Consider the following 25579-nt stretch of genomic DNA (forward strand, 5'->3'; position numbering starts at 1 on the left):
GCCTAGCCCGCACGCTGATCTGCGGGAGCAAACACGCGTTGAAGGAGCGCGAAACAGGCCTCGAGCTGCACGATCTCGATGGATTCATCGGGCTGATGGCCATCCTCCATCGTGCCGGGTCCGCAAATGACGGTGGGGATGCCGAGCGCCGCAAAATATCCGGCCTCCGTGCCGAAGGCCACTTTGATCGGTTGCGGGTCGTCCAGACACTCGCAAAACCACGCGATCTCGGGGGTGGCAGGCGTGCTATCGAGCCCCGGATAGCGACCCGTTTCAGTAATGGTGACATGGTCCGGATAGCCGAGCCGCCCGATCAGGGCCGAGGGGTCATCCTGCGGCAGATGGCGGATTTCGAAGCGCATCTCGGCATGATCGGGCACAATATTGAGTGCCGTCCCCCCGTGCAGCGTGCCGATATGCAATGTGGAATAGGCCGGATCGAGCATCGCGTCGCGCGCACCCCGAGACGCCATCTCGTCCTGAATCTTCCGCAGGCTGTGCCCCAGATCAATCAACGGATGCAGCGCATTCCGGAATTGCGGCGCCATCGCCGAATGTCCCGCCTCGCCTCTGGCCACCGCCAGATAGCTGGCCTTGCCTTTATGTCCGATACACGGGCGCAGGAGCGTGGGCTCGCCTACGATGCACAGATCGGGGCGCCCGAGCGTCGGGATCAGATGATCGATCATCTCCGGAATGCCACGGCAGCCCAGTTCCTCATCCCAGCTGAGCGCAATCATAACAGGTCGTGCAGGCGGATGGGCCGCAAGCGTCTCGGCATAGGCCAGAACGCAGGCAATGAAGCCCTTCATATCGGTGACGCCGCGCCCCGTCACCCGCGAGCCCTGCCGGCCCATTTCAAAGGGGGCGCTCTGCCAGTCCTGCCCCTCGACCGGCACCACATCGCTATGCGCCGACAACACGATGCCACCGCTCTGGCCTGCGGCTCCGAAGCGCGCCAGAAGCCCCTCCTTCATCCCGTCCGCCGACGGGATGCGGTGGACAGAAAATCCTGCCCTTTCAAGATGTTCCGTGACATAGTTTATCAACGCCCTGTTGTCCCGCCCCGCAATCGTGGGAAAGGCCACCAGATCGGACAGGATCTGCAGAAGACGCGCGCGATTCATTCTGCCGCCCCGCAAAACCGTGCCTCGGGAAGCCGCACGACATTGGGCTCCAGCTCCTGCGGAACAAGGGCTTTGGCATGATCGAGAAAGGCCGAAACCGTGCGCTGCGCCTTTGCCCCCTGCGAGGTCAGAAGCCCCAGCCGCAAGGCACGCGGGCCGGCTGCCAGTGGCACGAAACACAGGCGCCGCCCGTCGGGGGAGCGGTCGGAATGCGGGCGGATATTGGCCAGCGAATAGCCGAACCCGTTGCCCACGAGCGAGCGCATCACCGCAATATCACGGGTGCGCTCGACCACATTGGGGCGCAGCCCGTGCCGGCTGAAACAGGACAGGAAATACTCGCTGCTCAGTGGCAGATCCAGCAGCACCATCGGATGATCGTTCAGCTCCTCGGGCGTGACGGCAGGCGCTCGGGCCAGCGGATGGTCTTCGGCAAATAGCGCGAAAAGCGGCAGATCGATCAGCGGCATGAAGTCCAGATCGGACGGAATATCGAGATCATAGCTCAGTGCCACATCGAAACGCGCAGTGCGCAAACCGTCGAAGATCTCGGCCTGATCGCGTTCGAACTGGTGGAATTCGATCTCGGGATAGGTTTCGATAAAACTGCGCCGCAGCTTCGGCAGGATGATCTGCGCGAAGGTCAGCAGGCAGCCGACCCGCAACGGCCCGCGCACCTTTCCCGACAGGTCATTGGCCAGATCATTGAGCCCCTGCACCTGCCGCAGGATCACGCGCACCCGCTCGCCAAAAACCTCGCCCGCCTGCGAGAGCGTCAAACCCTGCGCATGGCGACGCACGAAGAGTTTGAGCCCCAGTTCGGTCTCGAGCTGGGAAATCGCCGCCGAGATCGAGGGCGAGGAAACATTACAATGCTGGGCTGCCTGGGCGATGGAGCCGAAATCGCAGACGCTCAGGAAATATTCCAGTTGGCGTATCGTAATGCGTGAGGGCATGTGGCTGAGGACATCATCGCGGAGAGTTCTTTGCCCAGCCATGCGCATATCTTTCACCTTCGTCAATAAAAGCAACGGGATATGGTGCTGAGGAAATCTCAGCACCCTCGGGTTCCAAGGGGTTATTCGTCTCCCGGCACCCCATAGGACGGTGCCGCGACAGGGTTCAGCGCGCGGGTCACATAATCGCGCGCCTGCGGCTCGTAGACCGCCCATGCGCGTTTCATCGCGGCCACGGGGCAACCCTCGTCCAGCCAGTCGATGCGCAGCTCTGCCCATGGCCATGCCTGCGCGTCCACGATCAGCATACCGGCCGAATGGACAGGCCCCGCCTCGCCGCCAAGCGCCAGAGCCGCCTCCATCGCGGCGATCAGCCGGTCTCCCAAAGCGGCATCGCTTGCCTCGAACGCGTCAACCATAGCCTGCGGAACCGCCGCATCGGCCAGAAGATTTCCGCCCGAAGCACATCCTGCCCCTGTAGCCGACCCGAAGATCCCCAGCGCCTGATCGCCCGAATGCACCGCGCCCGCGCCCTCGGCCCCTATCGCCAGAAGCTGGCGATAGGCTGCATGCGGGTCGGATGCGGCGGCCAGTTGCACCGCCTCAACCGCCGGGCGCCCCTGCGCAAGCGCCTCCAGCATCACCGGCCCGAGCGCCGGATTGGTGACGTTTTGCGTGGTCACCGCCCCAACGCCCGCGCGCGCGAAGGCGCAGCGCGCCGCCACCGCCGGAGAGGAGGACGAAATCGCCAGCCCGAACTGCCCCGTCCGGTCACAGCGTCCTACGATCGCAAAAGTCATCGGCTCAATCCGGAATGACGGCGGTCGCGTCGATCTCGACCAGCCAGCCCGGCCGGGCGAGGCAGGTCACCACGACACCGGTCGAGACGGGATGCACGCCTTTGATATATTCGCCCATCGTGCGGTAGACCGCCTCGCGATGCCTGACATCGGTCAGGTAAACCACGACCTTGCACAGATGCTCCATCTTGCCGCCCGATTCCTCGATCAGCTGGCGGATATTCTGCATAACCTTATGCGTCTGCTCGACCGGATCGGGGCTGCCGATATCGACCGAGGTATCCAGATCCTGCGGGCACTGGCCGCGCAGGAAAATGGTCGTGCCACGCGCGACCACCGCCTGACAGAGGTCATTGTCGAGGTTCTGCTCGGGATAGGTGTCTTTGGTATTGAAGGGACGGATGCGCTTATGCGCCATGATCTTAATCCTTAATGATAAGTTTACGCGCTAAGGGACTGTTGATGCTGCATTTCGCTGCCTTCATAGGCATCATATTGCCGCTGGATCATCATGTGATCGGCAATATGGGCCGCATCATGCCAGACGCCCCAGATAAAGCTCGATCCGCGTCCCGAGAGCCATGGCAGACCGAGGAAATAGATCCCGCGCTCGGGGGCCACGCCCTGTTTATGCACGGGACGCCCCGAGGCGTCGAAACAATCGACCTCCATCCAGCTGTAATCGGTTCGGAAGCCCGTGGCCCAGATGATGGTGGTGATCCCGGCCTCAGCCAGATCGAGTTTACGCAGCGGGTTGGTCACGCAATCGGGGTCAGGCAGGATCCGCCGCGCCTGCGGTTCCTCGGGCAGATCAAGCCCCATCCGCGCAATATAGGCGTCGGCCTCATCCAGCAGCCCGTGATGGTTGGCATCGCCTCGGTCAAGATTGCGGCGCAGGTCATCGGCCAGCGTCACAGCGCCGTCGGCATAGCCCTCGGTGCGGCCCAGAAGGGTGATCCCCTGCGCACCAAGTTCGCGGAAATCGATGGTCCGCCCACCATGTGCACCGCTGACCGCGATGGTCACATGGCCCGCCCCCGGTGCGGGGGCCGGTGCATCCCATTTTCCGAGCACACCCAGCCACCAGACAAAATCGCGCCCGCGATAGCTGCGCGGCGGGCGATCATGCGGACCGACCGAGAGATAGGTCTTGCGGCCCGCGCGGTTCAACTCGTCGGCGATCTGCACGCCGGAGGAGCCCGCGCCCACCACCAGCACCGCGCCTTGGGCCAGTTGGGCCGGATTACGATAGGCGCTGGAATGGATCTGGGTCAGGCCTGCGGTTTCGGGCACGATCTCGGGGATCACCGGCACCTGGAACGGGCCGGTCGCCGCCACCACATTCCGCGCCTCGATCGCCCCTTGCGAGGTCTCCACGCGAAAGCCCGGACGGCCCTCGAGCCGCGTCAGCCCCGTGACCGACACACCACAGCGGATCGGTGCCTCGATCTGGCGGGTATAATCCTCGAAATACTTCGCCACGCCGTCTTTGGGCACGAAAGCATCACCATCGCCATCGAAATCACGGTTGGGAAAACGGTCATGCCATGCGGGGCCGTTGGCCACGAGGCTATCCCAGCGGCGTGTGCGCCAGCTTTCCGCGATACGGTCCTTTTCCAGCACCAGATGCGAGATGCCGACGCGGCTCAGATGCTCGCTCATCGCGATCCCTGCCTGACCTGCGCCCACAACCAGCGTGTCGATGACCTCGGCCACGCCCTTCTTCTCGACTGCCATGATAGCCGTCCTCTTCTTGCTGCCGGATCTGTTGCCAGAACTCCGGCCCTTGTCAGTTACGATAATCGGGGCATTCCTCGTCGAGGATCAGCTTCATCTCCTCGAAATGCCGGATCTGGAAATCCACGATGCTTTCCCAATCCTGCGCGGTCTGCTCGGCCGCCTCATCCGAAAGGACCTTCAGGGGGCGCCCCGTCGACATGGCCGCGACCACGATCCGGGCGGCCCGCTCGAATGTGTAGATATCGTCCCATGCCTCGCCCATGGTCTGGGCAGTGATCATGACGCCATGATTGCCCATCATGAGGCGCGAATGCTTGCCCATCAGCCCCGCCAGACGCGCGCCCTCGGCATCCGAATTGGCCATACCACCGAAATCGAGATCATAGGCCAGACGGTTGAAATACCGCGCCGAGTTCTGGTCGATCGGCGGCAGCTGCGGCGGATCCAGCGAGGCCAGTGCGGTGGCCGCAATCGGATGCAGATGCATGATCACCCGCGCCTGCGGACAAAGTTTGTGCACCTGCCCGTGGATCGCGCGGGCCGTCTGGTCGAGGCGCTCATCCGTCATGGTGGATGGATCATCAAGATCGATCAGGATCAGGTCGGACGCTTTGACACGGGCGAAATGCATCCATTTGGGGTTGATCAGGAAGCGCCGCCCGTCGGGCTGAAGCGAGATGGAATAATGGTTGGCCACGGCCTCGTGCATATTGGCACGCGCGGTCATGCGCAGGGCAGCGGCCAGATCGATGCGCGCCTGCGCTTCGGTCAGGAAGTCTGTGGTATCGAGCGACATTGGCACTCCTTTCCTAATGTTTCTTGGAGCGACGCGATTGCGACAGCTCGAGCAACCCGAAGAAAACCATCACGATCAGCAGCATCACCACGGAGGCACAGGCGATGATCGGGGTTGCTTGCAGAAGGATGCTGTCCCACATCTGCCGGGGCAGCGTCGTTTTGAGCCCGCCGCCGATGAACAGCGCCACGGTCAGTTCCTCGAAGCTCTGCAGGAAGCCGGTGACAAAGCCTGCCGCCAGACCGCCTTGCAGGATCGGAAGCGCCACCTTGCGCCAGACCTGCGCCCGGCTCGCGCCCAACGTCAGCGCCGCATCATTGAGACGCCAGTCATAGCCTTTGACCGTGGTCAGCAGGATGACGAAGACGATGGGCAGCGCGATCACGCTATGACCGATGATGATCCCCAGATTGCTGGCGATCAAGCCGATCTTGGCAAAGAGGTAGAACATCGACACGGCAAGCGCGATGGGCGGGATGATCATCGGCGAGAGGATCAGCAGGAAAACCGGCGTGCCCGCTTTGGATTTGCTGCGCGCAAGCGCCACGGCGGCCAGCGTCCCGATCACCACGGTGAGGGCGGCGGTTGCAAAGCCGATCAGCATCGAGCGGGTGATCGCCCCGAGCCAGATCTGCGAGGTGAACAGCTCGTGGAACCATTGCAGCGAGAACCCTTGCGGCGGGAAGCGCAGCTCCGGCGTGGCCGAGAAGGCCATCGGCACGAAGGCGATGATCGGTAGCATCAGGATGAAGATCATCACGCCTGCGAAGAGGTTCAGCGTGGGCCGCCCCAGCCCTGCAGGCAGACGGTCGGCCAGCGCCCCGACCCCGTCCGAGAGCCACAGACCGAAGCGGCGGATGCGGCTGTCATGCGGGCGCGCCGAAGCATCCGCCACCGAGGAAATCCCGAAGATCCGGTCGAAGACGAAAACCGATACGAGAGCGGCAAGCAACAGCATCACGGCCAGCGCGGCCCCTTGTGACCAGTTCTGCAACTGGTTGATCTGCATGATGATCAGCTGCCCGATCATGGTCTGTTTCGGACCACCCACCAGCGCGGGCGTCACGAAGAAGCCGAGGGAGGCTACAAAGATCAGGAGGCTCGCCGAAGAGATCCCCCGCATCGAGAGCGGGATCATCACCTGCCAGAAGGCGCGCGGTCCGCTTGCGCCAAGGGTCATCGCTGCCGGATGCAGGCGCGGGTCGATCTGGCGGATGACGGGCAGCATGGTGATCACGGCCAGAGGTAGCATCGTATGCACCATGGCAAAGATTACTGTCGTCTGGTTATACAGAAGCCCGTCAGCCTTGCCGAGCCCCAGCGCCTCGATCCACTGCGCCACAATACCATTGCGGCCAAGCACCACCATCCACGAGAAATTCTTGATCAGCGCCGAGGTCCAGAAGGGCAGCAGGATGAAGAACAGCGCCACCCGTTGCGGGCGCCCCCGCAGCCCCGCCAGCCAATAGGCCAGCGGATAGCCCAGCACGATGCACCAGAGTGTCACCTGAAGCGACACCGAGAAGGTCGTGCCCAGCACCCGCGCATAAAGGCCGGGGCTCATGGCCTTGGCCATGTATTTCCATGTAAATCCCGTCTGGTCCACGACCGCCAGCCGGAAGATCTCGGCCATCGGATAGACCATGAAGGCCAGAAGCAGCAGCACCGCCGGCGCGGCCAGCCAGATTACCCCCGCCTTCAGGCGGGGGCGGCGCGGGCCGAGGATCGTATCGGCAGACAGATCAGCCATCAACCGTTTCCAGCGCCGGTGCGGTGACATGGCGGTTCTCGGGGCGCGCAAGGCCCAGATGCTCGCGCAGGGTCGAGCCCTCGTAATCGCGGCGGAAGATCCCGCGCGCCTGCAGCACCGGCACCACACGGTCGCGGAAATCCTCCAGTGTCGAGGGCAGCACGGGGAAGGTCAGCATGAAACCGTCACAGGCCTCGCGCTCCAGCCATTCCTGCATCATATCCGCCACTTCCTCGGGCGAGCCGAAAATGGTCACCTTGGCACGGGTATATTTCTGGCAGATCTCGCGCAGGGTATGGCCCTTCGCGATCAGCCCTTTGATCTCTTCGAAATAGGCGGCGTGGAAATTGGCCTTTTCGGGGATGCGGTCCATGGGCACCGGCTGGTCGAGATCGAGATCCGACAGATCGGTCTCGAGATCCTGCTTGATGCGCACCAGACCCACTTCAGGGTGGATCAGCGACTGCCAGTGATCGAAGCGGGCCTTTGCTTCCTCGGCACTATCGCCCACCACAATGGTGGCACCGGCCAGAACCTTCAGCTGGTCGGGATCGCGACCAAAGGCGGGCATCCGGCCCTTGAGATCCTTGTAGAAAGCGATCGCCTCGTCGACATCGGTGGCCACACCAAAGACGGCCTCGGCGGTCTGGGCGGCAAAGGTCTTGCCCGCCTCGGAGGCGCCCGCCTCGATGATCACCGGATAGCCCTGCGGGGGGCGTGCGATATTCAGCCCGCCCTCGACGGTGAAGAACTCGCCCTTATGCGAGACGGGATGGAATTTAGCGGTGTCAAAGGTCAGCCCTTCTTCGCGGTCGTAGATCCACGCATCATCTTCCCACGTATCCCAAAGGGCGGTCACGACATCATAGAACTCATGCGCCTTGGCATAGCGTTTGTCATGCGGCGGCAAGCGGTCGAGGCCGAAATTCTTGGCGGCGAAATTATTGGCGGTGGTCACCACGTTCCAGCCCGCGCGACCCTTCGAGATATGATCAAGCGAGGCATAAAGACGCGCGATATTATAGGGCTCGTAGAAGCTCGTGGAGGCGGTCGCCGCCAGCCCGATCTTGGAGGTAGAGCCTGCCAGCGCCGTCAGGAGCGTGATCGGCTCGAGCTGGTTCATATACATGGGCGAACGCGACCATGCCTCGAGGTCGGTCGTGCGCGTCGCGGGCGTATCGGCCAAGAAGAAGAAGTCGAATTTCGCCTCTTCGCAGATGCGCGCGATGTTCTGGAAATAGGCGATATCGGTGGGGGCACCGGGGGCCGGATCGGTGGCCAGCCATGCGGCGGCGTGCAGGCCGTAAGCTTCGATCAACGTGCCGATGCGGAGTTGTTTTTGCGCCATTTGCGGTCTCTTTCGCTATGCATCTTGGGCCGCGCGGATGCGCGGGAAAAGCTCCGGCCCGTGGACCCGGGCCGGAGAGTCGGAGGGAAATTGATCAGCCGGCCAGCAGCCATTCGTTGAAACGCTCGGCCAGCGCGTCGTAATGCTCGCCCCAATACCCGCTATCCATCAGCGACAAACCCTCGATATTGTGGGGCGCGGTCGGCAGGACAGCGGCGCGGTCCTCGGCGATATATTCATAGGCTTTCTTGGCCGAGGGGCCGTTGGCAATATTGGACGAATAGATCGCCTGCTGCTCGGGGCGGGCGCAGAAGCGGACGAATTCCTGCGCCGCGTCCATGCGGGGGGTGCCTGCCGCGACCGACCAGCCGTCAACCGAATAGAGGCCGGACCAGACCATCTCCAGCGGCGCACCACCGGCTTTGGCCGCATAGGCACGCGCCGACCATGTATCGGAGATGTCCACCTCGCCCGATTGCAGGATCTGGGTGTTCTGCGCACCGGCCGTCCACCAGACGGAGATATCATCGCGGATCTTGTCGAGCGTGGCAAAGGCGCGGTCCACATCCAGCGGATAGAGATCCTCATGCGCCACACCATCGGCCAGTAGTGCCATCTCGAGCGTGCCCCACGGGCTGCGATACAGGCCGCGACGGCCCGGAACCTTTTCGGTATCCCAGTAATCGGCCCAGGAGGTCGGGGCCGCGCCCGGCAGGGTCTCGCTGTTATAGGCCATGGCAATCCCGAAGACCGAGAAGCCGAGCCAGTTCTTCTTCACCGTGCCCTCGACATAATCGGCAGGGTCGATGCCGAGATCGAGATCGGCCACATAGGCCTTATCCTTGGTCAGCTGCGCGATATGGTCGGGCGTGGTCATCGACACATCCCATGTATAGGATTTGGTGTCGACGAGCAGTTTGATCTGGGTGACGGGGCTCGGATCCTGCGCCACCGAGACGACCTTGATGCCGGTCTCTTTCTCGAACGGATCATAGAAGGCCTGACGCAGCACGGGGCTCACCGCACCGCCCACATCGGAAACGGTGATCTGAGAGGTCTCGGCGCGGGCGGCGGAGGTCCAGATGGCGGGGGCTGCAAGGGCTGCACCGGCGGCCACACCGGAGCGCAGCACCGCGCGGCGGGAGAATCTGGGGGAGGTCGTCATGAGAGGATAGCTCCTTGTTGGGTGGGGACGCCCGAGGGGCAGCGGGACCATTTTTATGATGGGCAGTCCTCGCCATCGTCCTGTGGGCAGATCTGGCCCCGAACAACGCGATCCGTAAATTATTAAAAAATGTCGCCGCGCTTAGGCTGAACCTAAGCAAGGATGACCTCACGGGTGCTTTACTTAGGCGCTGCCTAAGCAGGGACACAGATAAAACTAGTTTCGCGCCTGGCCGTTTTGCGCCTCAATGCCGCAAAGATGTCGGCAAGGTGTGTCATTGCCCTGCCCCAGTTACCGGAGAGAGTTTTGAGCCAGCCCGCCATTTTCGCGCCCCAGACCGACCCCGCCATCAAACTTTCGGTGCGCAATCTCAGCCGCCATTACGGCGATGTCGCCGCCCTTGACCGCGTGTCTCTGGATGTCCGCGAGGGCGAGTTCATGACGCTGCTCGGGCCATCAGGCTCGGGCAAGACGACACTGCTGCAGGCGATCTGCGGGTTGAACACGCCCACCTCCGGCCAGTTGCTGATCAACGGGCAGGATCATACCCATACGCCTGCCAATAAGCGCGATATCGGTGTGGTCTTCCAGAATTATGCGCTCTTCCCACATCTGACCGTGCGCGAGAATATCGCCTTTCCGCTTAAGCTGCGGGTGCGTGACCGCGCCGAGATCACAGCCCGCGTCACCCGCGCGCTGGACGCGGTGGGCCTTGGCCATGCGGGCAACCGCTTCACCTCCGAGCTGTCGGGCGGGCAGCAGCAGCGCGTCGCCCTGGCCCGCTGTCTCGTCTATGATCCCGCGATCATCCTGATGGACGAGCCGCTGAGCGCGCTTGACCGTAAGCTGCGCGAGCAGATGCAGATGGAGATCAAGCGCCTGCACCGCGAGACCGGCACGACGATCATCTTCGTGACCCATGATCAGGAAGAGGCGCTGGCGCTTTCGGACCGGATCTGTCTGATGCGCGAGGGCCGCATCGCCCAGCTGGGCACCCCGCAGGAGATGTATGACGCGCCGCGCTCGGCCTTTGTCGCCGATTTCATCGGGCTGTCGAATATCTTCCGTGGCACGGTCGTGGACGGGCATCTCGACTGCCCGGAAGGCCGTCTGCCGCTGCCCGAAGGGGCGTCAGGCTCCGGCAAGGGTATTCTGGTCCTGCGCCCCGAGATCATGACGATCGACCCCGATGGCCCGCTCTGCGTGACGGTGACCGATACGGTCTATGCCGGGGCAGAGACGCGTGTTCTGGTGACCCACCAGAATGGACGCGAGCTGTTATTGCGTCAGGGGATGGGGCCTGTACCAGCCGTGGGCAGCCAGCTGCGACTTGGCTGGGAGAAGGCCCGCGCGCATTTCCTGACCCGCGAAGTCTGAGCCCCGCGCCTTCAGGCAGGCGGGCGCTTGACCCCGACGGACTGGCCCTGTTCTATCACCCGCAAAGCGGCCCCGAGAGTCGCCACCTCAAGACAGGACTGTTCCATGCGCAATCTCCACCTCGCGGGCCGTTCGCCGGTCATGGCCACCAATGCGATGGTCGCAAGCTCCATGCCTCAGGCAAGCCTTGCCGCCATCGAGATCCTCAAGACGGGTGGGAATGCGGTCGATGCCGCCATTGCCGCCAATGCGGTTCTGGCCGTGGTCGAGCCACAATCGACCGGTATCGGTGGCGATTGTTTCTGCCTCTACCAGAAAGCAGGCAGCACGGAGGTGATCGCGGTGAACGGCTCGGGCCGCGCCCCTGCGGGCGCCTCCCCCGAGGCGCTGGAGGCGCTTGGCGTCACCGCCCTCGATCCGCTCTCGGCCCATAGCGTCACCATCCCCGGCGCGCTTTCGGCATGGGCGCTTCTGTCACAATCGCATGGGCGCAAATCGCTGGCCGATCTGTTGCAACCGGCCATCACCTATGCCGAGGGCGGCTATGTGGTCGCCCCGCGCGTGGCGCTTGACTGGGCCGAGGCCGAGCCGCGCCTGCAACGCCATGATGCCACGCCGTTTCTGGTCGCGGGCAAGGCGCCCGAGGCGGGTCAGGTAATGTCGAACCCCGATCTGGCCCATGTGCTGCGCCGGATCGCGGCGGAGGGGGTCGCGGCCTTCTATACCGGCGAGATTGCCGAGAAACTGGTGGCCGGCCTGCGCGCACGGGGCGGGGTGCATACGCTCGAGGATTTTGCCCAAGGCATGACTGCCGCCGAATTCGTCGACCCGATCACGGGCCGCTTTGCCGGTCACGATATCTGGGAATGCCCGCCCAATGGCTCGGGCGTCACGGCGCTGCTCCTGATGGGGATCATCGATGGTTTCGCTCCCGAGGCGGACCCGCTTGCGCCGCTCCGCCTGCACCGCGCCATCGAGGCCGCGCGTCTGGCTTACCGCGACCGCAACGCCTTTGTCGCCGATCCGCGCTTTGGCGATGTGCCGGTGGCCGAACTGCTCTCGCCCGCCTATCACGCGGTGCTACGCGCTCTGATCCGAGATGATGCGCGGATGGGGCGGTTGCCCGAAGCAGGCACCGCGCATAAGGACACCGTCTATGTCAGCGTCGTCGATGCGGATGGCAATGTGTGCAGCTTCATCAACTCGATCTTCCAGGGCTTCGGCTCGGGGATCGTGCCCGAAGGCACCGGTGTGGTGCTGCAGAACCGCGGCTTTGGCTTCACGCTCGAGGCGGGCCACCCCAACCAACTGGCGCCCGGAAAACGCCCGATGCACACGATCATGCCCTCGCTTGCAACCCGCAATGGTCGCCCCGAGATCGTTTTCGGCGTGATGGGCGGACATTTCCAGCCGATGGGTCAGGCTTGGGTGATCGACAATATGTTGCGCTACGGCATGGACCCGCAGGCGGCCTTGGACCTGCCGCGGCTCTTTGTGCAGAATGACCGGATCGAGCTGGAAGAGGGCATCAGCGCCGAGGCGGATACGTTCCTGCAAAGCCTTGGCCATATGACCGCGCGGATCGGGGTGCCGCATGGCGGCGGTCAGGCGATCCGTATCGACCATGATCGCGGTATTCTGATCGGGGGTTCGGACCCGCGCAAGGATGGCTGCGCACTGGGATATTGATGGAACACCGCCCGGGGAAAGACCCCGGGCGCATCGTTTATGGCTCAGCTCTCGCGCACACGGTGGGCGCGCAGCATCTCCTCGACTTGTTCGAGCGATTTGCCCCGCGTCTCGGGCACAAATTTGCGAGTGAAGGTGATATTGCCCAGCCCGATTGCCGCAAAGACAAAATAGGTCACGCTCAGCCCAATCCCCGCCACCATGATCGGGAAGAGGAAGCCCACGGCAAATGTCGCAAGCCACAGCGCCAGACCCGAGATCCCGACCGCCATCGAGCGCACCTTCAGCGGGAAGATCTCCGACAGGAGCACCCATGTGACCGGCGACACAAACGCCTGCTGGAACCCGAGGAAAGCGGCCATCAGCGGCAGGATGATAAAGGCCCGCAGTGTCGATTGCCCCAGCAGCATTGAGGTCGCACCGATGGCCAGAAGCGTTACTACGATGCCGCAAAGACCGATGGTCAGCATGGTGCGGCGGTCCACCTTGGGCAGCAGATAGATCCCGAGGAAGGTGGCCGCGACCGAGATGACCCCGTTCGAGATATTGGCAAGGAAGGCACCGTTCTGGCCGAAGCCCGATTCCGTCAGGATCTGGGTGCCGTAATACATGATCGAATTCACGCCGGTCAGCTGCTGCACAATGCCGATTCCGATCCCGATCATCAGGATGCGGCGGATCCAAGGTTCGCGGAAGCGGCCCAGATCGAGGCGCGAGGGGCGCGCACGACGGGTTGCGGCATCCTCATCGACAGCTTTGCGAAGCTCTCGGATCTCGATGGCGGCATCCTCGTCGGAATGCAGGCGTTTGAGCGCGCGCTCGGCTTTTTCGATCTTGTTGTGCGCTACCAGCCAGCGCGGGCTTTCGGGGACGAAAAACATGCCGATAAAGAGCGCGATGGCGGGGATCATCGCCACTGACAGCATCCAGCGCCAGATTTCGGGATTGTCGCCCCATTTGACACTGAAGGCCGCATTGAAAGCAAAGGCCAGGAGCTGCCCCGAAACGAGCATCAGCTCGTTGCGGGTCACGAGCCGCCCGCGCTGGCCGGAGGGTGCGACCTCTGCCAGATAGGTGGGCACGGTCACCGACGACCCGCCCACGGCCACCCCCAGCACGAAACGCGCCGCCACAAGCGAGGCCACGTTGGGCGAAAGCACACAGGCCAGCGTGGCGAGAATGAAGATGACCGACAGCAACAGGATCGTGCGGCGGCGCCCGATCCGCATGGAAAACGGCCCCGAGCCGATCGCCCCGAGCCCTGCCCCCAGCAAAAGTGCCGAAGCCGCCATCCCTTCGGTCACCGGCGTCAGCCCGAGATCCCGTTGGATGAAGATCAGCGCGCCATTGATGACGCCCGTATCATAGCCGTAAAGCAATCCCCCCATCGTCGCGACCAGCGCGACACGTCCCAAGATCCCCTTGTCATCCGATCGCGCCTGCACCGTCGCGCGATGACCCTCGGCCAATCCTTGCATTCTAACCCACCATATCTGTTGAAGAATTCGCCCGCGCGGAGCGTTCGACAGTCAACGGTGAGCTGGCTTAGATGTTCCGCCCTCGTGAAGAAATCATAGCTGATATGCAAGTTCGGCGTAACGATCATTCGATAGGCTGCAGAACCCCCGGAAAATGGCAGGCCACCTGATGCCCGTCGCCTTGAGGTTCGGGACGCGATTGCGCACAGAGGTCTTCGGCCCGCGGACATCGGGTGCGGAACGGGCAGCCCGAAGGCGGGTTCAGCGGGCTGGGCAGCTCGCCTTCCAGCCCGATCACCTGTTTTGTCCGCTGGGTCTTGGGGTCGGGCACCGGCACCGCCGAGAGAAGTGCCTGACTATAGGGATGGCGCGGCTCGGCAAAAAGCGCACGGGCCTCGGCATGTTCCATCATCCGGCCCAGATACAGCACCATCACCTGATCGGAAATATGTTTCACCACGCTCAGATCATGGGCGATGAACACAACCGTCAGCCCCAGATCGCGGCGCAGATCATCGAGGAGATTGATCACCTGCGCCTGAATGGACACATCGAGCGCCGAGACCGGCTCGTCGCAGATCAGCAGTTTCGGCTCGACCACCAGCGCACGGGCGATCCCGATCCGCTGGCATTGCCCGCCCGAGAATTCATGCGGATAGCGGTTGATCTGGTTGGGCAGAAGCCCCACCCGCGCCATCACCTCGCGCACCTTCTCGCGCCGTGCCTCGGCCCCCATCTCGGGGCGGTGGGTGCGCAGGGGCTCGGCGATGATCTCGCCCACGGTCATCCGCGGATTAAGCGCAGCCAGCGGGTCCTGAAACACCATCTGGATGTCGGAACGGTATTTCAGCATCTCGCGCGGGGAGAGAGACAGGAGGTCGGTCTGGCCCTGCCAGATCACCTCACCCTTTGCGGGCAGCATCTGGATGAGCGCCCGCGCCAAGGTGGATTTGCCGCAGCCCGACTCGCCCACGATGCCCAGCACGTGCCCCGCCATCAGATCGAAGCTGACCCCGTTGACGGCATGGAGCTGCTGGGGCGGCGTCCACGGCCAGCTCCCGCGGCGGGTGATCGGGAAACTGACCCTGAGGTCGCGGACCGAAAGAAGCGGGGTCATAGGCTTGCCTCCTGAACGGGTTGGGCGGCGATCTTCTCCATCACCTCGGTGACGGGGCGGTGGCAGGCGCGGGCCCTCGCGGGGCCACAGGGCGCAAGCGGCGGCATCGTTGTCGTGCACTCCTCACCGGCCAGCGCACAGCGCGGGGCAAAGGGACAGCCCACCGGTGCGCCAGTCATATTGGGCGGCGTGCCGGGGATGGCGTTGAGCGCATCGGCCTCGTCATCCACCCGCGGGATCGCGGCCAGAAGGCCCCGCGTATAGGGATGGCTCGGCGTCTCGAACAGGTCATCGACCGGCGCGGTTTCCATCGCACGACCGCCATACATCACCATCGCACTCTCGCAGAACCCCGCCACAACGCCCAGATCATGGGTGATTAGGATCGTGGCCATGCCGAAATCCCGCTGCAACTCGCCCAACAGCCCCATGATCTGCGCCTGCACGGTCACATCAAGCGCGGTGGTCGGCTCGTCGGCGATCAGAAGGTCGGGCTTGCACAGAAGTGACATTGCGATCATCACCCGCTGGCGCATTCCCCCCGAGAACTCGTGCGGATAAAGCCGCACACGAGCGCCCGCATCGGGGATCTTCACCGCATCAAGCATCCGCGCGGCCTCGGCCACCGCCGCCGCTTTGCCCATGCCCTTGTGGAGCATGAGCACCTCGGCCATCTGGTCGGAGATCCGCATATAGGGGTTGAGCGAGGTCATCGGGTCCTGGAACACCATCGCGATCCGCTCGGCGCGCAGACGGTTGAGCGCGGCTTCGGGCGCGCCCACCAGCTCGGTCCCGTCAAACCGCGCAGACCCCGAAACGCGGCCATTGCGTGCCAGAAGTCCCATCAGCGCGAAACTCAACTGGCTCTTGCCCGAGCCGCTCTCGCCCACGATCCCCAGCGTCTGTCCCGCCTCGAGGCTGAAACTCACGCCATTGACTGCATGGACCACCCCTTCGGGCGTATCGAACCGGACCTCGAGGTCTTTCACATCCAGCAAAGCCATATCAACGGTCCTTCGGGTCTAGGGCATCGCGCAGGCCATCGCCCACGAAGAAGAAGCCGAACAGCGTGATCACGAAGAAGGCCAGCGGAAAGGCCAGCTGCCAGAGCGTGCCATAGTTGATGGTCCCCGCCCCTTCCGAGATCAGCGCGCCCAGCGAGGTCAGCGGCTCCTGCACCCCAAGCCCGAGGAAGGAGATGAAGCTCTCGGTCAGGATCATCAGCGGCACCAGAAGTGTCGCATAGACCGCCACCACCCCGATCAGATTGGGCAGGATATGGCGGCGGATGATGGTGAGCGAGGGCACCCCGATGGCGCGTGCCGCCTCGATATAGTCGCGGTTTTTCAGCGTCAGCGTCTGGCCGCGCACGATCCGGCTCATATCAAGCCACGAGATCAGCCCCACACCGATGAACAGCATGGCCATCGAGCGGCCATACATCACCAGAAGCAGGATCAGCACGAACATATAGGGGATGGCAGTGATGATATCGACGGTGCGCATCATCACGCTATCGATCCGCCCGCCGAAATAGCCCGCAACCGCGCCGTAAAGCGTGCCGACGATCACGGCAATGGCCGCCCCCATAAGGCCCACCGCGAGGCTGACCTGCGTGCCCTGCACCGTGCGGGCGAAGAGATCGCGCCCCAGATCATCGGTGCCGAAGAAATGGCCATTGGCGATGGAGGGGCCGCCCTGTTCGGCCACCATGCCCATGATGTTGAAATCCATCTCGTCATTGGGCCATTGCGCAATCATGTTCCCGAAGATCGCGAACAGCGCCACGAAGGCCAGAAGCCCGAGCCCGAAGACCGCGGCCTTGTTGCGCAAGAACCGTTTACGGGCCGTGGCCCAGAGCGAGCGACCCTTGATATCGGCCTGTGCGGTGGCGGCGGCCACCGAGGCCATTTTCTGGCTGTCGATTACCATGAAAGCCCCCTTAGTAACGGATCTTGGGGTCGATCCACGCATAGAGGATATCGACCACAAGGTTGAACAGGATGGTCAGCGCGCCCACCAGAATGGTCACGCCCATCATCACCGCGTAATCGCGGTTGAGCGCGGCATCCACGAAGCTCTTGCCGATCCCGCTTGTCGAGAAATACATATCGATGATGACCGAGCCCGTGATCATTGTCACAAAGGCCGGACCGAGATAGGAGATCACCGGCAACAGCGCGGGCTTAAGCGCATGGCGCAGCACGATCCGGTGGCGCGGCAGCCCCTTGGCACGGGCGGTGCGGATATGGTTGGAGGTCAGCACCTCCAGCATGGACGACCGCGTGATCCGCGCGATCGAGGCCATGAAGGAGGTTGAGAGTGCGATCACCGGCAGGATCAGATACTGCCACTGCCCGCCTTCCCAGCCGCCGCCCGGCAACCAGCCGAGCCAGAGTGTGAAGACCAGCACCAGAATGGGCGCCATCACGAAATTGGGCAGCACCTGCGCCCCGATGGAGATCCCCACGGCCAGATAGTCGAGCCATGTGTTCTGCCGGATCGCGGCCAGCGCGCCAAGGAAGACCCCCGCGACCACGGCCACCACGAAGGAGATCCCGCCATAGGTGAGGGTCACCGGAAAGCCCTGCGCGATGATCTGGTTTACCGTGCGGTCCTTATAGACAAAGGACGGCCCGAAATCGAAATGCGCAACGATCCCCCAGACATAGGAGGCGATCTGGTGCCAGAGCGGCTTGTCGAGCCCGTATTTGGCATTGAGATTATCGAGCACCTGCTGCGGGATCTGGCGGTCTTGCGTAAACGGCCCACCGGGTGCTGCATGCATCAACAGATAGGACGCGATGATGAGCACGAGAAGCGTCGGGACGGCCACCGCCAGACGCTTGAGGATATAGAAAAGCATTCTGTTTCCAGACAGGATGTGGCTGATGCGCGGGGGTATCCCCCGCACGGGCTGCATCGGAAAAGGCGATGGGGGGCCGGATTGCTCCGGCCCGAGCCAAAACCCTTATCGGGCGATCTTACTCCGCCACCCGATAGAGGTCTTTCGCATACCATGTCTGCATCACGTTCTGGGTCGGATAGCCTTTGATGTCGGGCTTCAGCATCTGGACCTTGGCATAGTGGTAGATCGGCACAATCGGCATCTTGTCCGTCAGGATCTGCTCGGCTTTGGTGTAATCGGCCTGCGGATCGGCGGCGGTTTTGGAATCCTCGAGTGCTGCGTCATAAGCATCATCGTGGAAATCGGGATAGTTCTGCGTCGAGGCCGAGGAGAAGAGCCCCAGATAGGTCGAGGGCTCGTTATAATCGCCGCACCACGCATAGCGCGCCATCTCGTAATCGCCCGACTGCATCTTGTCGGTATGGACCTTCCATTCCATGTTGTTGAGCGTCAGATCCACGCCCACGGCCTTGTAGAACTGCTGGGCCGCGATGGCGATCTTGCGGTGATCTTCCGAGGTATTGTAGTTCAGCGTCAGCTTCAGCGGATGGTCGGGGCCGTAGCCTGCCTCCTTCAGCAGCTCCTTGGCTTTTTCCATACGCTCCTGCTGGCTCCAGCCGGCATAGTCGATCTCGGGCATCTTGAAACCTGCAGTGGCCCAGTGGGTCCAGTTATAGGCGGGCTTCTGGCCGCCCTGCAGCACGTTATTGACGATCACATCGCGGTTCATCGCATAGGACAGCGCGCGGCGCACCCGCACATCCTTGAGCGCCTCGGGGCCTTTGGGACCAAGGTTCATCAGATAGGCATAGGAGCAGGAATAGGGCGTCGAGAGCGCCTGATCGGGATATTCCTTCTCCATGCGCGGATATTGCCCCGCAGGCATATCGACCTTGTCCAGCTCGCCCGCCAGATAGCGCGTCAGGCCCTGATTGACATCATTGATGGTCAGCGCGGTCAGATGGGTGATGACCGTATGCTCGGCATCCCAATAGGTGTCGGATTTATCCATCTCGACCCGCTCGCCAAGAATGTGCTTGGTCAGCGTATAGGCCCCGTTGCCAACCATATGCTCGGGCTGGGTCCAGTTATCGCCATACTCCTCAATCACGTCCTGCCGCACGGGGAAGGTCGAGGTATGGACCAGCATCTGCGGGAAATAGGGAAGCGGCGTATCGATCGTGACCTCGAGCGTATGGTCATCAAGTGCTGTCACACCCAACTGGTCGGGGGCCATCTTGCCCGCGATCACATCGGCTGCGTTCTTCACCTGCATCAGCTGCATATACCACGCATATTCCGAGGCCGTGGCAGGGTCCGCCAGACGACGCCACGCATAGACGAAATCGCCTGCGGTCACCGGCTTGCCATCCGACCATTTGGCCGTATCGCGCAGATGGAAGGTGTAGGTCTTCTTGTCGTCGGACAGGTCGTAGCTCGTGGCCACGGCGGGCACCAGCTTGCCCTCGCCATCCTCGTTATAGAGCCCCTCAAACAGCGAGCGCAGCACATCCGAGCCCTCGACATCGGTGTTGAGCTGCGGGTCCATCGATTTGATCGCATCAAGGAGCCAGAACGTGAAGGTCTGGTTCTCCGCAAGCTTCGTCCCCTCGGGCACATTTGCTGCAAGGCTTGCCTGCGGCAGGACGGGCGCAAGCGCCAGAATGACGGCCAAACCGGTAAGAGCCTGTTTTACTTTCATGGATTTCCCCTGATCATTTTATATGATTGTTTTGCGACATCCGGACACATCTTGACTAATCGGTCAAAAACTATCTGGCGCTTTTTGAAAAATGTGATCGGGAACCCGAGCTTCCTCAACGGCATATGACTAAATATTCATCAAATACTAAGCGTGCGTATATCTTGAAGGCGTTCCTCACATCCCGAAGCTGCCATGCTGCCCCGTTTGATGCCGCCCAGAGCCGGAGAAACGCTCCGGATCAACGCTCCATGACGGCCCACCTAAACCCGTCTGCCGCTGAATTTCCTCAAACAAAAATATTTCTATCATTATGTTAAGTCTAGCGTTGCGATGTTTTTTAGCAGCGCCAGTTTACCGAGCCATCCTGCGATCAATTGACCGGGCGCACAGGATCAGAGCGTGAAACAGCGCAAATATGCAAAGGAGATACGAGGCTCTTTAAGCCATTTTGCTTAGCCTTCGGGGGTATGCCGCGCGAACCGCGCAAGTCCAACCCCACCGTTTCGCGCGGCTACCCAATCTCGTTCATATCTACACGGTGCTTGCAGCCGAGCGCGTATTTTCCTGCCGGAGGCACACCCGGTGCGGGCCAAGAACTCGACCGGATCAGCCGCGTTTTGCACGAAAGGCTGCAGACACCGGAAGCGGCCATATATACGATGGGCACCATGCAGACCGCCATGGATCAGCTCGACCGCCTCCGGCATGTCCCGCCCGATACGGCAGCGTCGCAAACAGCACTCAGGCCTTGGGCCAGATCGCATCCCCGAGCTTGATCTGGCCCAAGTGGTCGGGCAGATCTGTCTCCATCACTTCGAACGGGGCCTCGGTCCCATCCGTCCCGCCATTCGTCGAGGCCAGATATTCGAGCTGGGGACAGGGGATCAGGAGTTTTCGGTCCTCGGTAATCAGGAGCGCATCCGGAGATTTCAGGCGGTTGTCGCGCACCAGCACCTCGGACAGACCATCGGACGAGATCACAGTGACCTGTCGCGTCTCGATATCGGAGACATAGAGATTGCCCCTGTCATCCATCGCCGTGCCGCCGATATTGGGCGTCTGCGCGTAGACGAAGATCTCCGTCGCGATCTCCTCATCAGAGCGATCCGACAGCAGCGCCTCCATCGGGATGGCGCGGATCGGGCCGGTGGGCGTGGCCCAGAGGAACAGCTCCCCATCAGGCGTGACCTCGAGCATGTCCGATTGTGTAGGATCGGGGGGGGTGCCGTCGGCCTGCGCGAGAGGGTGGCCACCCGTCCCTTTCCTCTCCTGATCCGCAGGCTTCCTGGCCGCTGGATGCTGCGAGAGCCTGCGGCGCGTTTCGCCAGTGGCCAGGTTATGGATCACCACGCCCCCGATGCCGGAATCGGTCGCAAAGAGCAGATCCTCGTAGATGCGCAGATCATTGAGCGTCGCGCCCTCGGGCATATAGTCTCGCGCGAAGCGCAGGATCTGCCGGATCCCGCCGCTCTGGGGGTCGATCTCCACGATCTTCTGCGCCTCGAATGGCGTGTCGGCGCCGGGTGCCTGCCCCTGATCCACACACCATAGCGACCCGCGATAGGGATGGATTGCATTCACGCAAACAAAGCTGTCAAGCCCGTCATCGCCCGGTTTCCAGTCGTTCCAGCCATTGCCCGGGAATGCCACCGGTTGCCCGTTCTGGATCACCGCGACCGAGGGCGTCTCGGAATGCCCCTCGACGCGCGGGATGGATACGAAATCACGCCCGCCCAGCCTCGCGATCCCGTTGGCCGGATAGGGCGAGCGGGCGATGGGATGCGGTGCGGTGGTGGCGGCAAAGGATGGGATTGGCAAAAGGGAGGCTCCTGAAACAGAAAGGGACATGGTCAGAAATCCACGACGGCTCAACATGAAGGGCTCCTTGGAAAACGAAGGATCTGCGGAGGGAAACAGCCGCATGCAAAATCTTCCGGTAGAATGCAGAAAGTGGCCTACAGGTTTCCTGCAGGCCATGCACATCCTTGTGAGATTTCAGTTGTATAGCTGCCCGAACCGGTCAGGCGGCGTCAGTCCTCTTCGGGCGTCTCGCGCGCCTCGGGCGCGAGCGGCGTGATCGTCCAGCCCATATAGCCGAAGACCACCGTCACCACCGGCGAGAGCCAGCAGAAGAAATTGAACGGCAGATAGGCCAGCGTCGCCACACCCAGCGTGGCCGCCTGAAACGCCCCGCCCGAATTCCACGGCACCAGATTGGCGGTGACGGTCGCGCTATCCTCCAGCGCGCGCGACAGGTTCTCGGGCGCAAGCCCCCGCTCCCGATAGGCATCGGCATAGGTGCGCCCGCCCATGACAATCGCCATATACTGGTCGCATAGCACCAGATTGGCACCGATACAGGTCAGCACCGTCGAGAGCACCAGCGATCCGGTCGAGCGCGCAAGCGTCAGCACCTTCGCCGCCACAACCCCGATCTGGCCCGTGCGCTCCATTACCCCGCCAAACATCATCGCCACGATAATGATCGAGAGCGTATAGAGCATGCTCTCGAAGCCTCCACGGCTCAGCAGGCTGTCCACATCCTCGACGCCCGTATCGGCGCTGAAGCCGCCAAAGGCCACCGACATGATCCGCGCGAAATCCGCGCCCTGAAAGACCGCAGCGCAGATGGCCCCCGCGATCACCCCCACCGTGATCCCCGGAATGGCGGGCATCTTGCGATAGCTGACCACCAGCACCAGAAGCGGCGGGATCAGCAGGACCGGCGAGATGGTGAAATGCGCCTCGATCGTTCTCAGCAGGGTCTGGATGCGCGCCATATCGCCCGCGCCCCCGCCATAATGCAGGCCCAGACCGATCTCGATCAGGAGCGTCAGGCCGATGGAGACACCCGTGGTATAGGACATATGCCGGATATGGGTAAACAGATCGGTCCCCGCCATGGCGGGCGCAAGATTGGTGGTATCCGAGAGCGGCGACATCTTGTCCCCGAAATAGGCCCCCGACAGCACGGCCCCCGCCACCACCGGCAGCGGAAAGCCCAAACCGCCGCCCACGCCCATCAGTGCCACCCCGATGGTGCCGGAGGTGCCCCAGCTGGTGCCCGTGGCGACCGAGGCAATCGCGCAGATCACCACCGTGGCCGGCAGGAAGATCGACGGGCTCAACAGGTCGAGCCCGTAATAGATCAGCGTCGGCACCACGCCCGCCAGAATCCACACCCCGATCAGGATCCCCACCACCAGCAGGATGATCATCGCGGGCAAGGCGTTGGTGATCCCCTTGACCATCCCGTCCTGAATATCGCCCCAGCTATAGCCGCAGCGCCAGCCGATCAGCGAGGCCATGATCACGCCCAAGAGCATCGGGATCTGCGGATCGAGCCCGTAGATCACGATCGATACGCCGATCCCCAGGATCAGAGCGAGCAGTGAAAGCGCCGCTTCCCAGAAGCTGGGCAAACGCGGACCCTCTGACGAGGCGTCGGGGCGAGAAGAAGTCATGACCAAAGTCCCTGTTGTCTTGCGGCGCCTCTTTGGGCGTTTTTTGTATCGCGCCGCAAGGGCCGATCCGGCCCCTGCGCTTCACATCGCCCTGAAAACCGGCCTCAGGCACCGGTCCCGGGAGCGGCACGCGCCAGCATGCCGAACAGATCGCGCGGATCATCGGGGTCGGCCAGAAGGTCCAACGCCTGCACAAAGCCCGTGCCCGCCACCTTCGCGCGCAGATAGCGCAGCGCCGAGAAATCCTCGGTGGCAAAGCCCACACTGTCGAAGAGCGTGATCTGTTTGTCATGGCGCCGGCCCTGCACCTCGCCGCGCATCACCTGCCACAGTTCGGTGACGGGGTGGTCGGGCGCGAGCACCTGTATCTCGCCCTCGATCCGCGTCTGTTCGGGATATTCCACAAAAATATCCGAGCGCAGCAGGATATCGCGGTGCAGCTCCGTCTTGCCCGGACAGTCGCCGCCAATGGCGTTGATATGCACGCCCGCGCCCACCATGTTATCGGTGAGGATCGTGGCATATTGCTTGTCGGCGGTGCAGGTGGTGATGATATGCGCGCCCTCGACAGCCGCTTCGGCGCTTTGGCAGGGCGTGACGTCAAAGCCCTGCGCACGCAGATTGCGGGTGGCTTTTTCAGTGGCCGTCGCATCCAGATCGTAAAGCCGCAGCCGGTTGATGCCACAGATCGCGCGGAAGGCCATCGCCTGAAACTCGCATTGCGCGCCATTGCCGATCATCGCCATCACCTGCGCGCCCGCAGGGGCCAGATAGCGCCCGACCAGCGCCGAGGTCGCCGCCGTGCGCAGCGCCGTCAGCAGCGTCATCTCGCTCAGGAGCACCGGATAGCCGGTGCTTACCTCCGAAAGCACCCCGAACGCGGTCACGGTCTGATGGCCGGTGCGCGTGTTTCTGGGATGGCCGTTCACATATTTGAACCCGTAAAGCGCCTGATCGGCGGTGGGCATCAGCTCGATCACGCCGCCTGGCACATGCGAGGCCACGCGCGGCACCTTGTCGAACTCGGGCCAGCGCTTGAAATCCTCCTCGATATGGTCGGCGAGCTCGGTGAGGAAAGTCTCGATGCCGGTCTGGTGGACAAGGCCCATCATATTCTGCACGGAAACAAAAGGCACATAGGCCAAGGGAGAGGCGGGGATCATCAGAGGTAGCTCCTTGTCATACGGTCCATGACCTGACGACCGAACAGGCTGGCGGTCAGATCGCAAAGTAACTGCGCGGTGCGCCCGCGCTCGTCGAGAAACGGGTTCAGCTCGACCAGATCGAGCGAGGTGACGAGCCCGCTGTCGCAGAGCGTCTCCATGATGAGATGCGCCTCGCGGAAGGTGGCGCCCCCCGGCACGGTCGTGCCCACAGCCGGCGCGATGGAAGGGTCAAGGAAATCGACATCGAAGGACACATGCAGCATGCCACCCGCCTGCGCCACGCGGGCAAGGAAGGCCCGCAAGGGCATAAGCACGCCCGTTTCATCAATGGCGCGCATGTCATGCACCTCGATCCCCGTCTCGCGGATGCGGGCGCGTTCGGCCGGATCGACCGAGCGGATACCCATCATGCAGATATTCCGGGGTTCCACGGCCTGCGGCAGCGGCGGATAGGCCTCGCAATCGGTCTGGCCGGTGAAATAGGCGACCGGCGTGCCATGCAGGTTGCCACTGGTCGTGGACATCAGCGTGTGCAGATCGGGATGGGCATCGAGCCAGAGCACGAAAAGCGGACGATCCGCCGCAGCGGCCCGCCGCGCCATCGCGGGCACGGTGCCCGCGGCCATCGAATGGTCACCGCCCAGAAATACCGGCAGATCGCAGGTCTGGCTCGCGTCAAAGGCGGCCTCGTGAAGCGCTCCGATCCATGCGCGGGTCTCGGCCAGATGATGCAGCGCGGGGTTGGGATGGGGCAGCGGTGCGACGGGCGGGATCGCCACATCGCCAAGGTCGCTCACCTCCCATCCCAGAGCGCGCAGCTCGTCCTCGATGGCGGCAGTGCGCAGGCTGGCGGGCCCCATCACACAGCCGCGTTGCGAGGCCCCTGTTTCGATCGGCGCTCCAAGGATGGCGCATCTCTTCGGCATGATCCGGCCCTTTCATGATCTCTTTTCCCGATCATGGCAAAGGCGAAAGAAATATTTGACAAATAAA

21 protein-coding genes are annotated in these 25579 nt (G+C 62.8%); 2 read left to right on the forward strand and 19 right to left on the reverse strand.

The features are described from left to right. Positions 1–2 precede the first annotated feature (2 nt). The 9 genes from argE to ABEB22_RS15370 all read right to left on the reverse strand — a co-directional run bounded on the left by argE (position 3) and on the right by ABEB22_RS15370 (position 9682). Positions 3–1127, reverse strand: coding sequence for an acetylornithine deacetylase (gene argE, locus ABEB22_RS15330; protein WP_349295807.1), 1125 nt, complete (start codon positions 1125–1127; stop codon positions 3–5). Beyond that, positions 1124–2125, reverse strand: a complete 1002-nt coding sequence (locus ABEB22_RS15335; RefSeq protein ID WP_350935462.1) for a LysR family transcriptional regulator — start codon at positions 2123–2125, stop codon at positions 1124–1126. The genes argE and ABEB22_RS15335 overlap by 4 nt, the downstream gene beginning before the upstream one ends. An 80-nt stretch (positions 2126–2205) precedes the next feature. Further along, on the reverse strand, positions 2206–2883 hold the full coding sequence (locus ABEB22_RS15340; RefSeq protein ID WP_349295809.1) for a DUF1028 domain-containing protein: 678 nt from the start codon (positions 2881–2883) through the stop codon (positions 2206–2208). 4 nt (positions 2884–2887) lie between these two features. After that, on the reverse strand, positions 2888–3301 hold the full coding sequence (locus tag ABEB22_RS15345; protein WP_339115081.1) for a RidA family protein: 414 nt from the start codon (positions 3299–3301) through the stop codon (positions 2888–2890). 23 nt (positions 3302–3324) lie between these two features. Beyond that, positions 3325–4620, reverse strand: coding sequence for an NAD(P)/FAD-dependent oxidoreductase (locus tag ABEB22_RS15350; protein WP_339115082.1), 1296 nt, complete (start codon positions 4618–4620; stop codon positions 3325–3327). A gap of 52 nt (positions 4621–4672) precedes the next feature. Further along, positions 4673–5419, reverse strand: a complete 747-nt coding sequence (locus ABEB22_RS15355; protein ID WP_349295810.1) for a class II aldolase/adducin family protein — start codon at positions 5417–5419, stop codon at positions 4673–4675. Positions 5420–5432: 13 nt separating this feature from the next. Next, complete coding sequence (locus tag ABEB22_RS15360) at positions 5433–7169, reverse strand: ABC transporter permease subunit (protein ID WP_349295811.1); 1737 nt, start codon at positions 7167–7169, stop codon at positions 5433–5435. After that, positions 7162–8517: an LLM class flavin-dependent oxidoreductase gene (locus ABEB22_RS15365; RefSeq protein WP_349295812.1), complete on the reverse strand. Its 1356-nt coding sequence runs from the start codon at positions 8515–8517 to the stop codon at positions 7162–7164. The genes ABEB22_RS15360 and ABEB22_RS15365 overlap by 8 nt, the downstream gene beginning before the upstream one ends. Positions 8518–8611: 94 nt before the next feature. Then, complete coding sequence (locus tag ABEB22_RS15370; RefSeq protein WP_349295813.1) at positions 8612–9682, reverse strand: ABC transporter substrate-binding protein; 1071 nt, start codon at positions 9680–9682, stop codon at positions 8612–8614. 306 nt (positions 9683–9988) lie between these two features. Between ABEB22_RS15370 and ABEB22_RS15375 the strand changes: the two genes are divergently transcribed. Further along, a complete protein-coding gene (locus ABEB22_RS15375; protein WP_349295814.1) occupies positions 9989–11059 on the forward strand; it encodes an ABC transporter ATP-binding protein in 1071 nt (356 codons plus the stop codon). Between the two features lie 105 nt (positions 11060–11164). Continuing rightward, positions 11165–12748 carry a gamma-glutamyltransferase family protein gene (locus ABEB22_RS15380; protein WP_349295815.1) on the forward strand — a complete coding sequence of 528 codons (1584 nt, stop codon included), beginning with the start codon at positions 11165–11167 and terminating at the stop codon, positions 12746–12748. Positions 12749–12792: 44 nt separating this feature from the next. Here ABEB22_RS15380 and ABEB22_RS15385 read toward each other — a convergent pair whose 3' ends face one another. The 10 genes from ABEB22_RS15385 to rocF form a co-directional block, all read right to left on the reverse strand. Next, entirely contained in the window at positions 12793–14226 is a 1434-nt protein-coding gene (locus ABEB22_RS15385; protein ID WP_349295816.1) for a sugar porter family MFS transporter, read from the reverse strand. A gap of 124 nt (positions 14227–14350) precedes the next feature. Next, positions 14351–15343 (reverse strand): oligopeptide/dipeptide ABC transporter ATP-binding protein, encoded by a 993-nt coding sequence (locus ABEB22_RS15390; protein ID WP_349295817.1) that lies wholly within the window; start codon positions 15341–15343, stop codon positions 14351–14353. Then, entirely contained in the window at positions 15340–16347 is a 1008-nt protein-coding gene (locus tag ABEB22_RS15395; RefSeq protein WP_349295818.1) for an oligopeptide/dipeptide ABC transporter ATP-binding protein, read from the reverse strand. Before ABEB22_RS15395 ends, ABEB22_RS15390 begins: the two co-directional genes overlap by 4 nt. Before the next feature lies 1 nt (position 16348). Next, complete coding sequence (locus ABEB22_RS15400) at positions 16349–17275, reverse strand: ABC transporter permease subunit (RefSeq protein ID WP_349295819.1); 927 nt, start codon at positions 17273–17275, stop codon at positions 16349–16351. A gap of 10 nt (positions 17276–17285) precedes the next feature. Continuing rightward, positions 17286–18209, reverse strand: a complete 924-nt coding sequence (oppB, locus tag ABEB22_RS15405) for an oligopeptide ABC transporter permease OppB (protein ID WP_349295820.1) — start codon at positions 18207–18209, stop codon at positions 17286–17288. A gap of 118 nt (positions 18210–18327) precedes the next feature. Next, the gene (locus ABEB22_RS15410) at positions 18328–19953 is read right to left on the reverse strand and encodes a peptide ABC transporter substrate-binding protein (RefSeq protein ID WP_339115094.1); all 1626 of its coding nucleotides are present in this window, start codon (positions 19951–19953) and stop codon (positions 18328–18330) included. Positions 19954–20697: 744 nt separating this feature from the next. After that, entirely contained in the window at positions 20698–21774 is a 1077-nt protein-coding gene (locus ABEB22_RS15415; protein ID WP_339115095.1) for a hypothetical protein, read from the reverse strand. Between the two features lie 212 nt (positions 21775–21986). Continuing rightward, on the reverse strand, positions 21987–23420 hold the full coding sequence (nhaC, locus tag ABEB22_RS15420; RefSeq protein ID WP_349295317.1) for a Na+/H+ antiporter NhaC: 1434 nt from the start codon (positions 23418–23420) through the stop codon (positions 21987–21989). 104 nt (positions 23421–23524) lie between these two features. Next, positions 23525–24583, reverse strand: coding sequence for an ornithine cyclodeaminase (locus tag ABEB22_RS15425; RefSeq protein ID WP_349295318.1), 1059 nt, complete (start codon positions 24581–24583; stop codon positions 23525–23527). Then, positions 24583–25512, reverse strand: a complete 930-nt coding sequence (gene rocF / locus ABEB22_RS15430; RefSeq protein ID WP_349295319.1) for an arginase — start codon at positions 25510–25512, stop codon at positions 24583–24585. Before rocF ends, ABEB22_RS15425 begins: the two co-directional genes overlap by 1 nt. Between the last annotated feature and the right edge of the window lie 67 nt (positions 25513–25579).

Origin of the sequence: Thioclava sp. 'Guangxiensis' (assembly GCF_045348365.1) — a bacterium.
GTDB lineage: Bacteria > Pseudomonadota > Alphaproteobacteria > Rhodobacterales > Rhodobacteraceae > Thioclava > Thioclava kandeliae.

What these genes read in the sequence shown, in the direction of transcription:
- argE (WP_349295807.1), bottom strand. Translation starts at nt 1,127, where the DNA reads ATGAATCGCGCGCGTCTTCTGCAGATCCTGTCCGATCTGGTGGCCTTT.
- ABEB22_RS15335 (WP_350935462.1), bottom strand. Translation starts at nt 2,125, where the DNA reads ATGGCTGGGCAAAGAACTCTCCGCGATGATGTCCTCAGCCACATGCCC.
- ABEB22_RS15340 (WP_349295809.1), bottom strand. Translation starts at nt 2,883, where the DNA reads ATGACTTTTGCGATCGTAGGACGCTGTGACCGGACGGGGCAGTTCGGG.
- ABEB22_RS15345 (WP_339115081.1), bottom strand. Translation starts at nt 3,301, where the DNA reads ATGGCGCATAAGCGCATCCGTCCCTTCAATACCAAAGACACCTATCCC.
- ABEB22_RS15350 (WP_339115082.1), bottom strand. Translation starts at nt 4,620, where the DNA reads ATGGCAGTCGAGAAGAAGGGCGTGGCCGAGGTCATCGACACGCTGGTT.
- ABEB22_RS15355 (WP_349295810.1), bottom strand. Translation starts at nt 5,419, where the DNA reads ATGTCGCTCGATACCACAGACTTCCTGACCGAAGCGCAGGCGCGCATC.
- ABEB22_RS15360 (WP_349295811.1), bottom strand. Translation starts at nt 7,169, where the DNA reads ATGGCTGATCTGTCTGCCGATACGATCCTCGGCCCGCGCCGCCCCCGC.
- ABEB22_RS15365 (WP_349295812.1), bottom strand. Translation starts at nt 8,517, where the DNA reads ATGGCGCAAAAACAACTCCGCATCGGCACGTTGATCGAAGCTTACGGC.
- ABEB22_RS15370 (WP_349295813.1), bottom strand. Translation starts at nt 9,682, where the DNA reads ATGACGACCTCCCCCAGATTCTCCCGCCGCGCGGTGCTGCGCTCCGGT.
- ABEB22_RS15380 (WP_349295815.1), top strand. Translation starts at nt 11,165, where the DNA reads ATGCGCAATCTCCACCTCGCGGGCCGTTCGCCGGTCATGGCCACCAAT.
- ABEB22_RS15385 (WP_349295816.1), bottom strand. Translation starts at nt 14,226, where the DNA reads ATGCAAGGATTGGCCGAGGGTCATCGCGCGACGGTGCAGGCGCGATCG.
- ABEB22_RS15390 (WP_349295817.1), bottom strand. Translation starts at nt 15,343, where the DNA reads ATGACCCCGCTTCTTTCGGTCCGCGACCTCAGGGTCAGTTTCCCGATC.
- ABEB22_RS15395 (WP_349295818.1), bottom strand. Translation starts at nt 16,347, where the DNA reads ATGGCTTTGCTGGATGTGAAAGACCTCGAGGTCCGGTTCGATACGCCC.
- ABEB22_RS15400 (WP_349295819.1), bottom strand. Translation starts at nt 17,275, where the DNA reads ATGGTAATCGACAGCCAGAAAATGGCCTCGGTGGCCGCCGCCACCGCA.
- oppB (WP_349295820.1), bottom strand. Translation starts at nt 18,209, where the DNA reads ATGCTTTTCTATATCCTCAAGCGTCTGGCGGTGGCCGTCCCGACGCTT.
- ABEB22_RS15410 (WP_339115094.1), bottom strand. Translation starts at nt 19,953, where the DNA reads ATGAAAGTAAAACAGGCTCTTACCGGTTTGGCCGTCATTCTGGCGCTT.
- nhaC (WP_349295317.1), bottom strand. Translation starts at nt 23,420, where the DNA reads ATGACTTCTTCTCGCCCCGACGCCTCGTCAGAGGGTCCGCGTTTGCCC.
- ABEB22_RS15425 (WP_349295318.1), bottom strand. Translation starts at nt 24,583, where the DNA reads ATGATCCCCGCCTCTCCCTTGGCCTATGTGCCTTTTGTTTCCGTGCAG.
- rocF (WP_349295319.1), bottom strand. Translation starts at nt 25,512, where the DNA reads ATGCCGAAGAGATGCGCCATCCTTGGAGCGCCGATCGAAACAGGGGCC.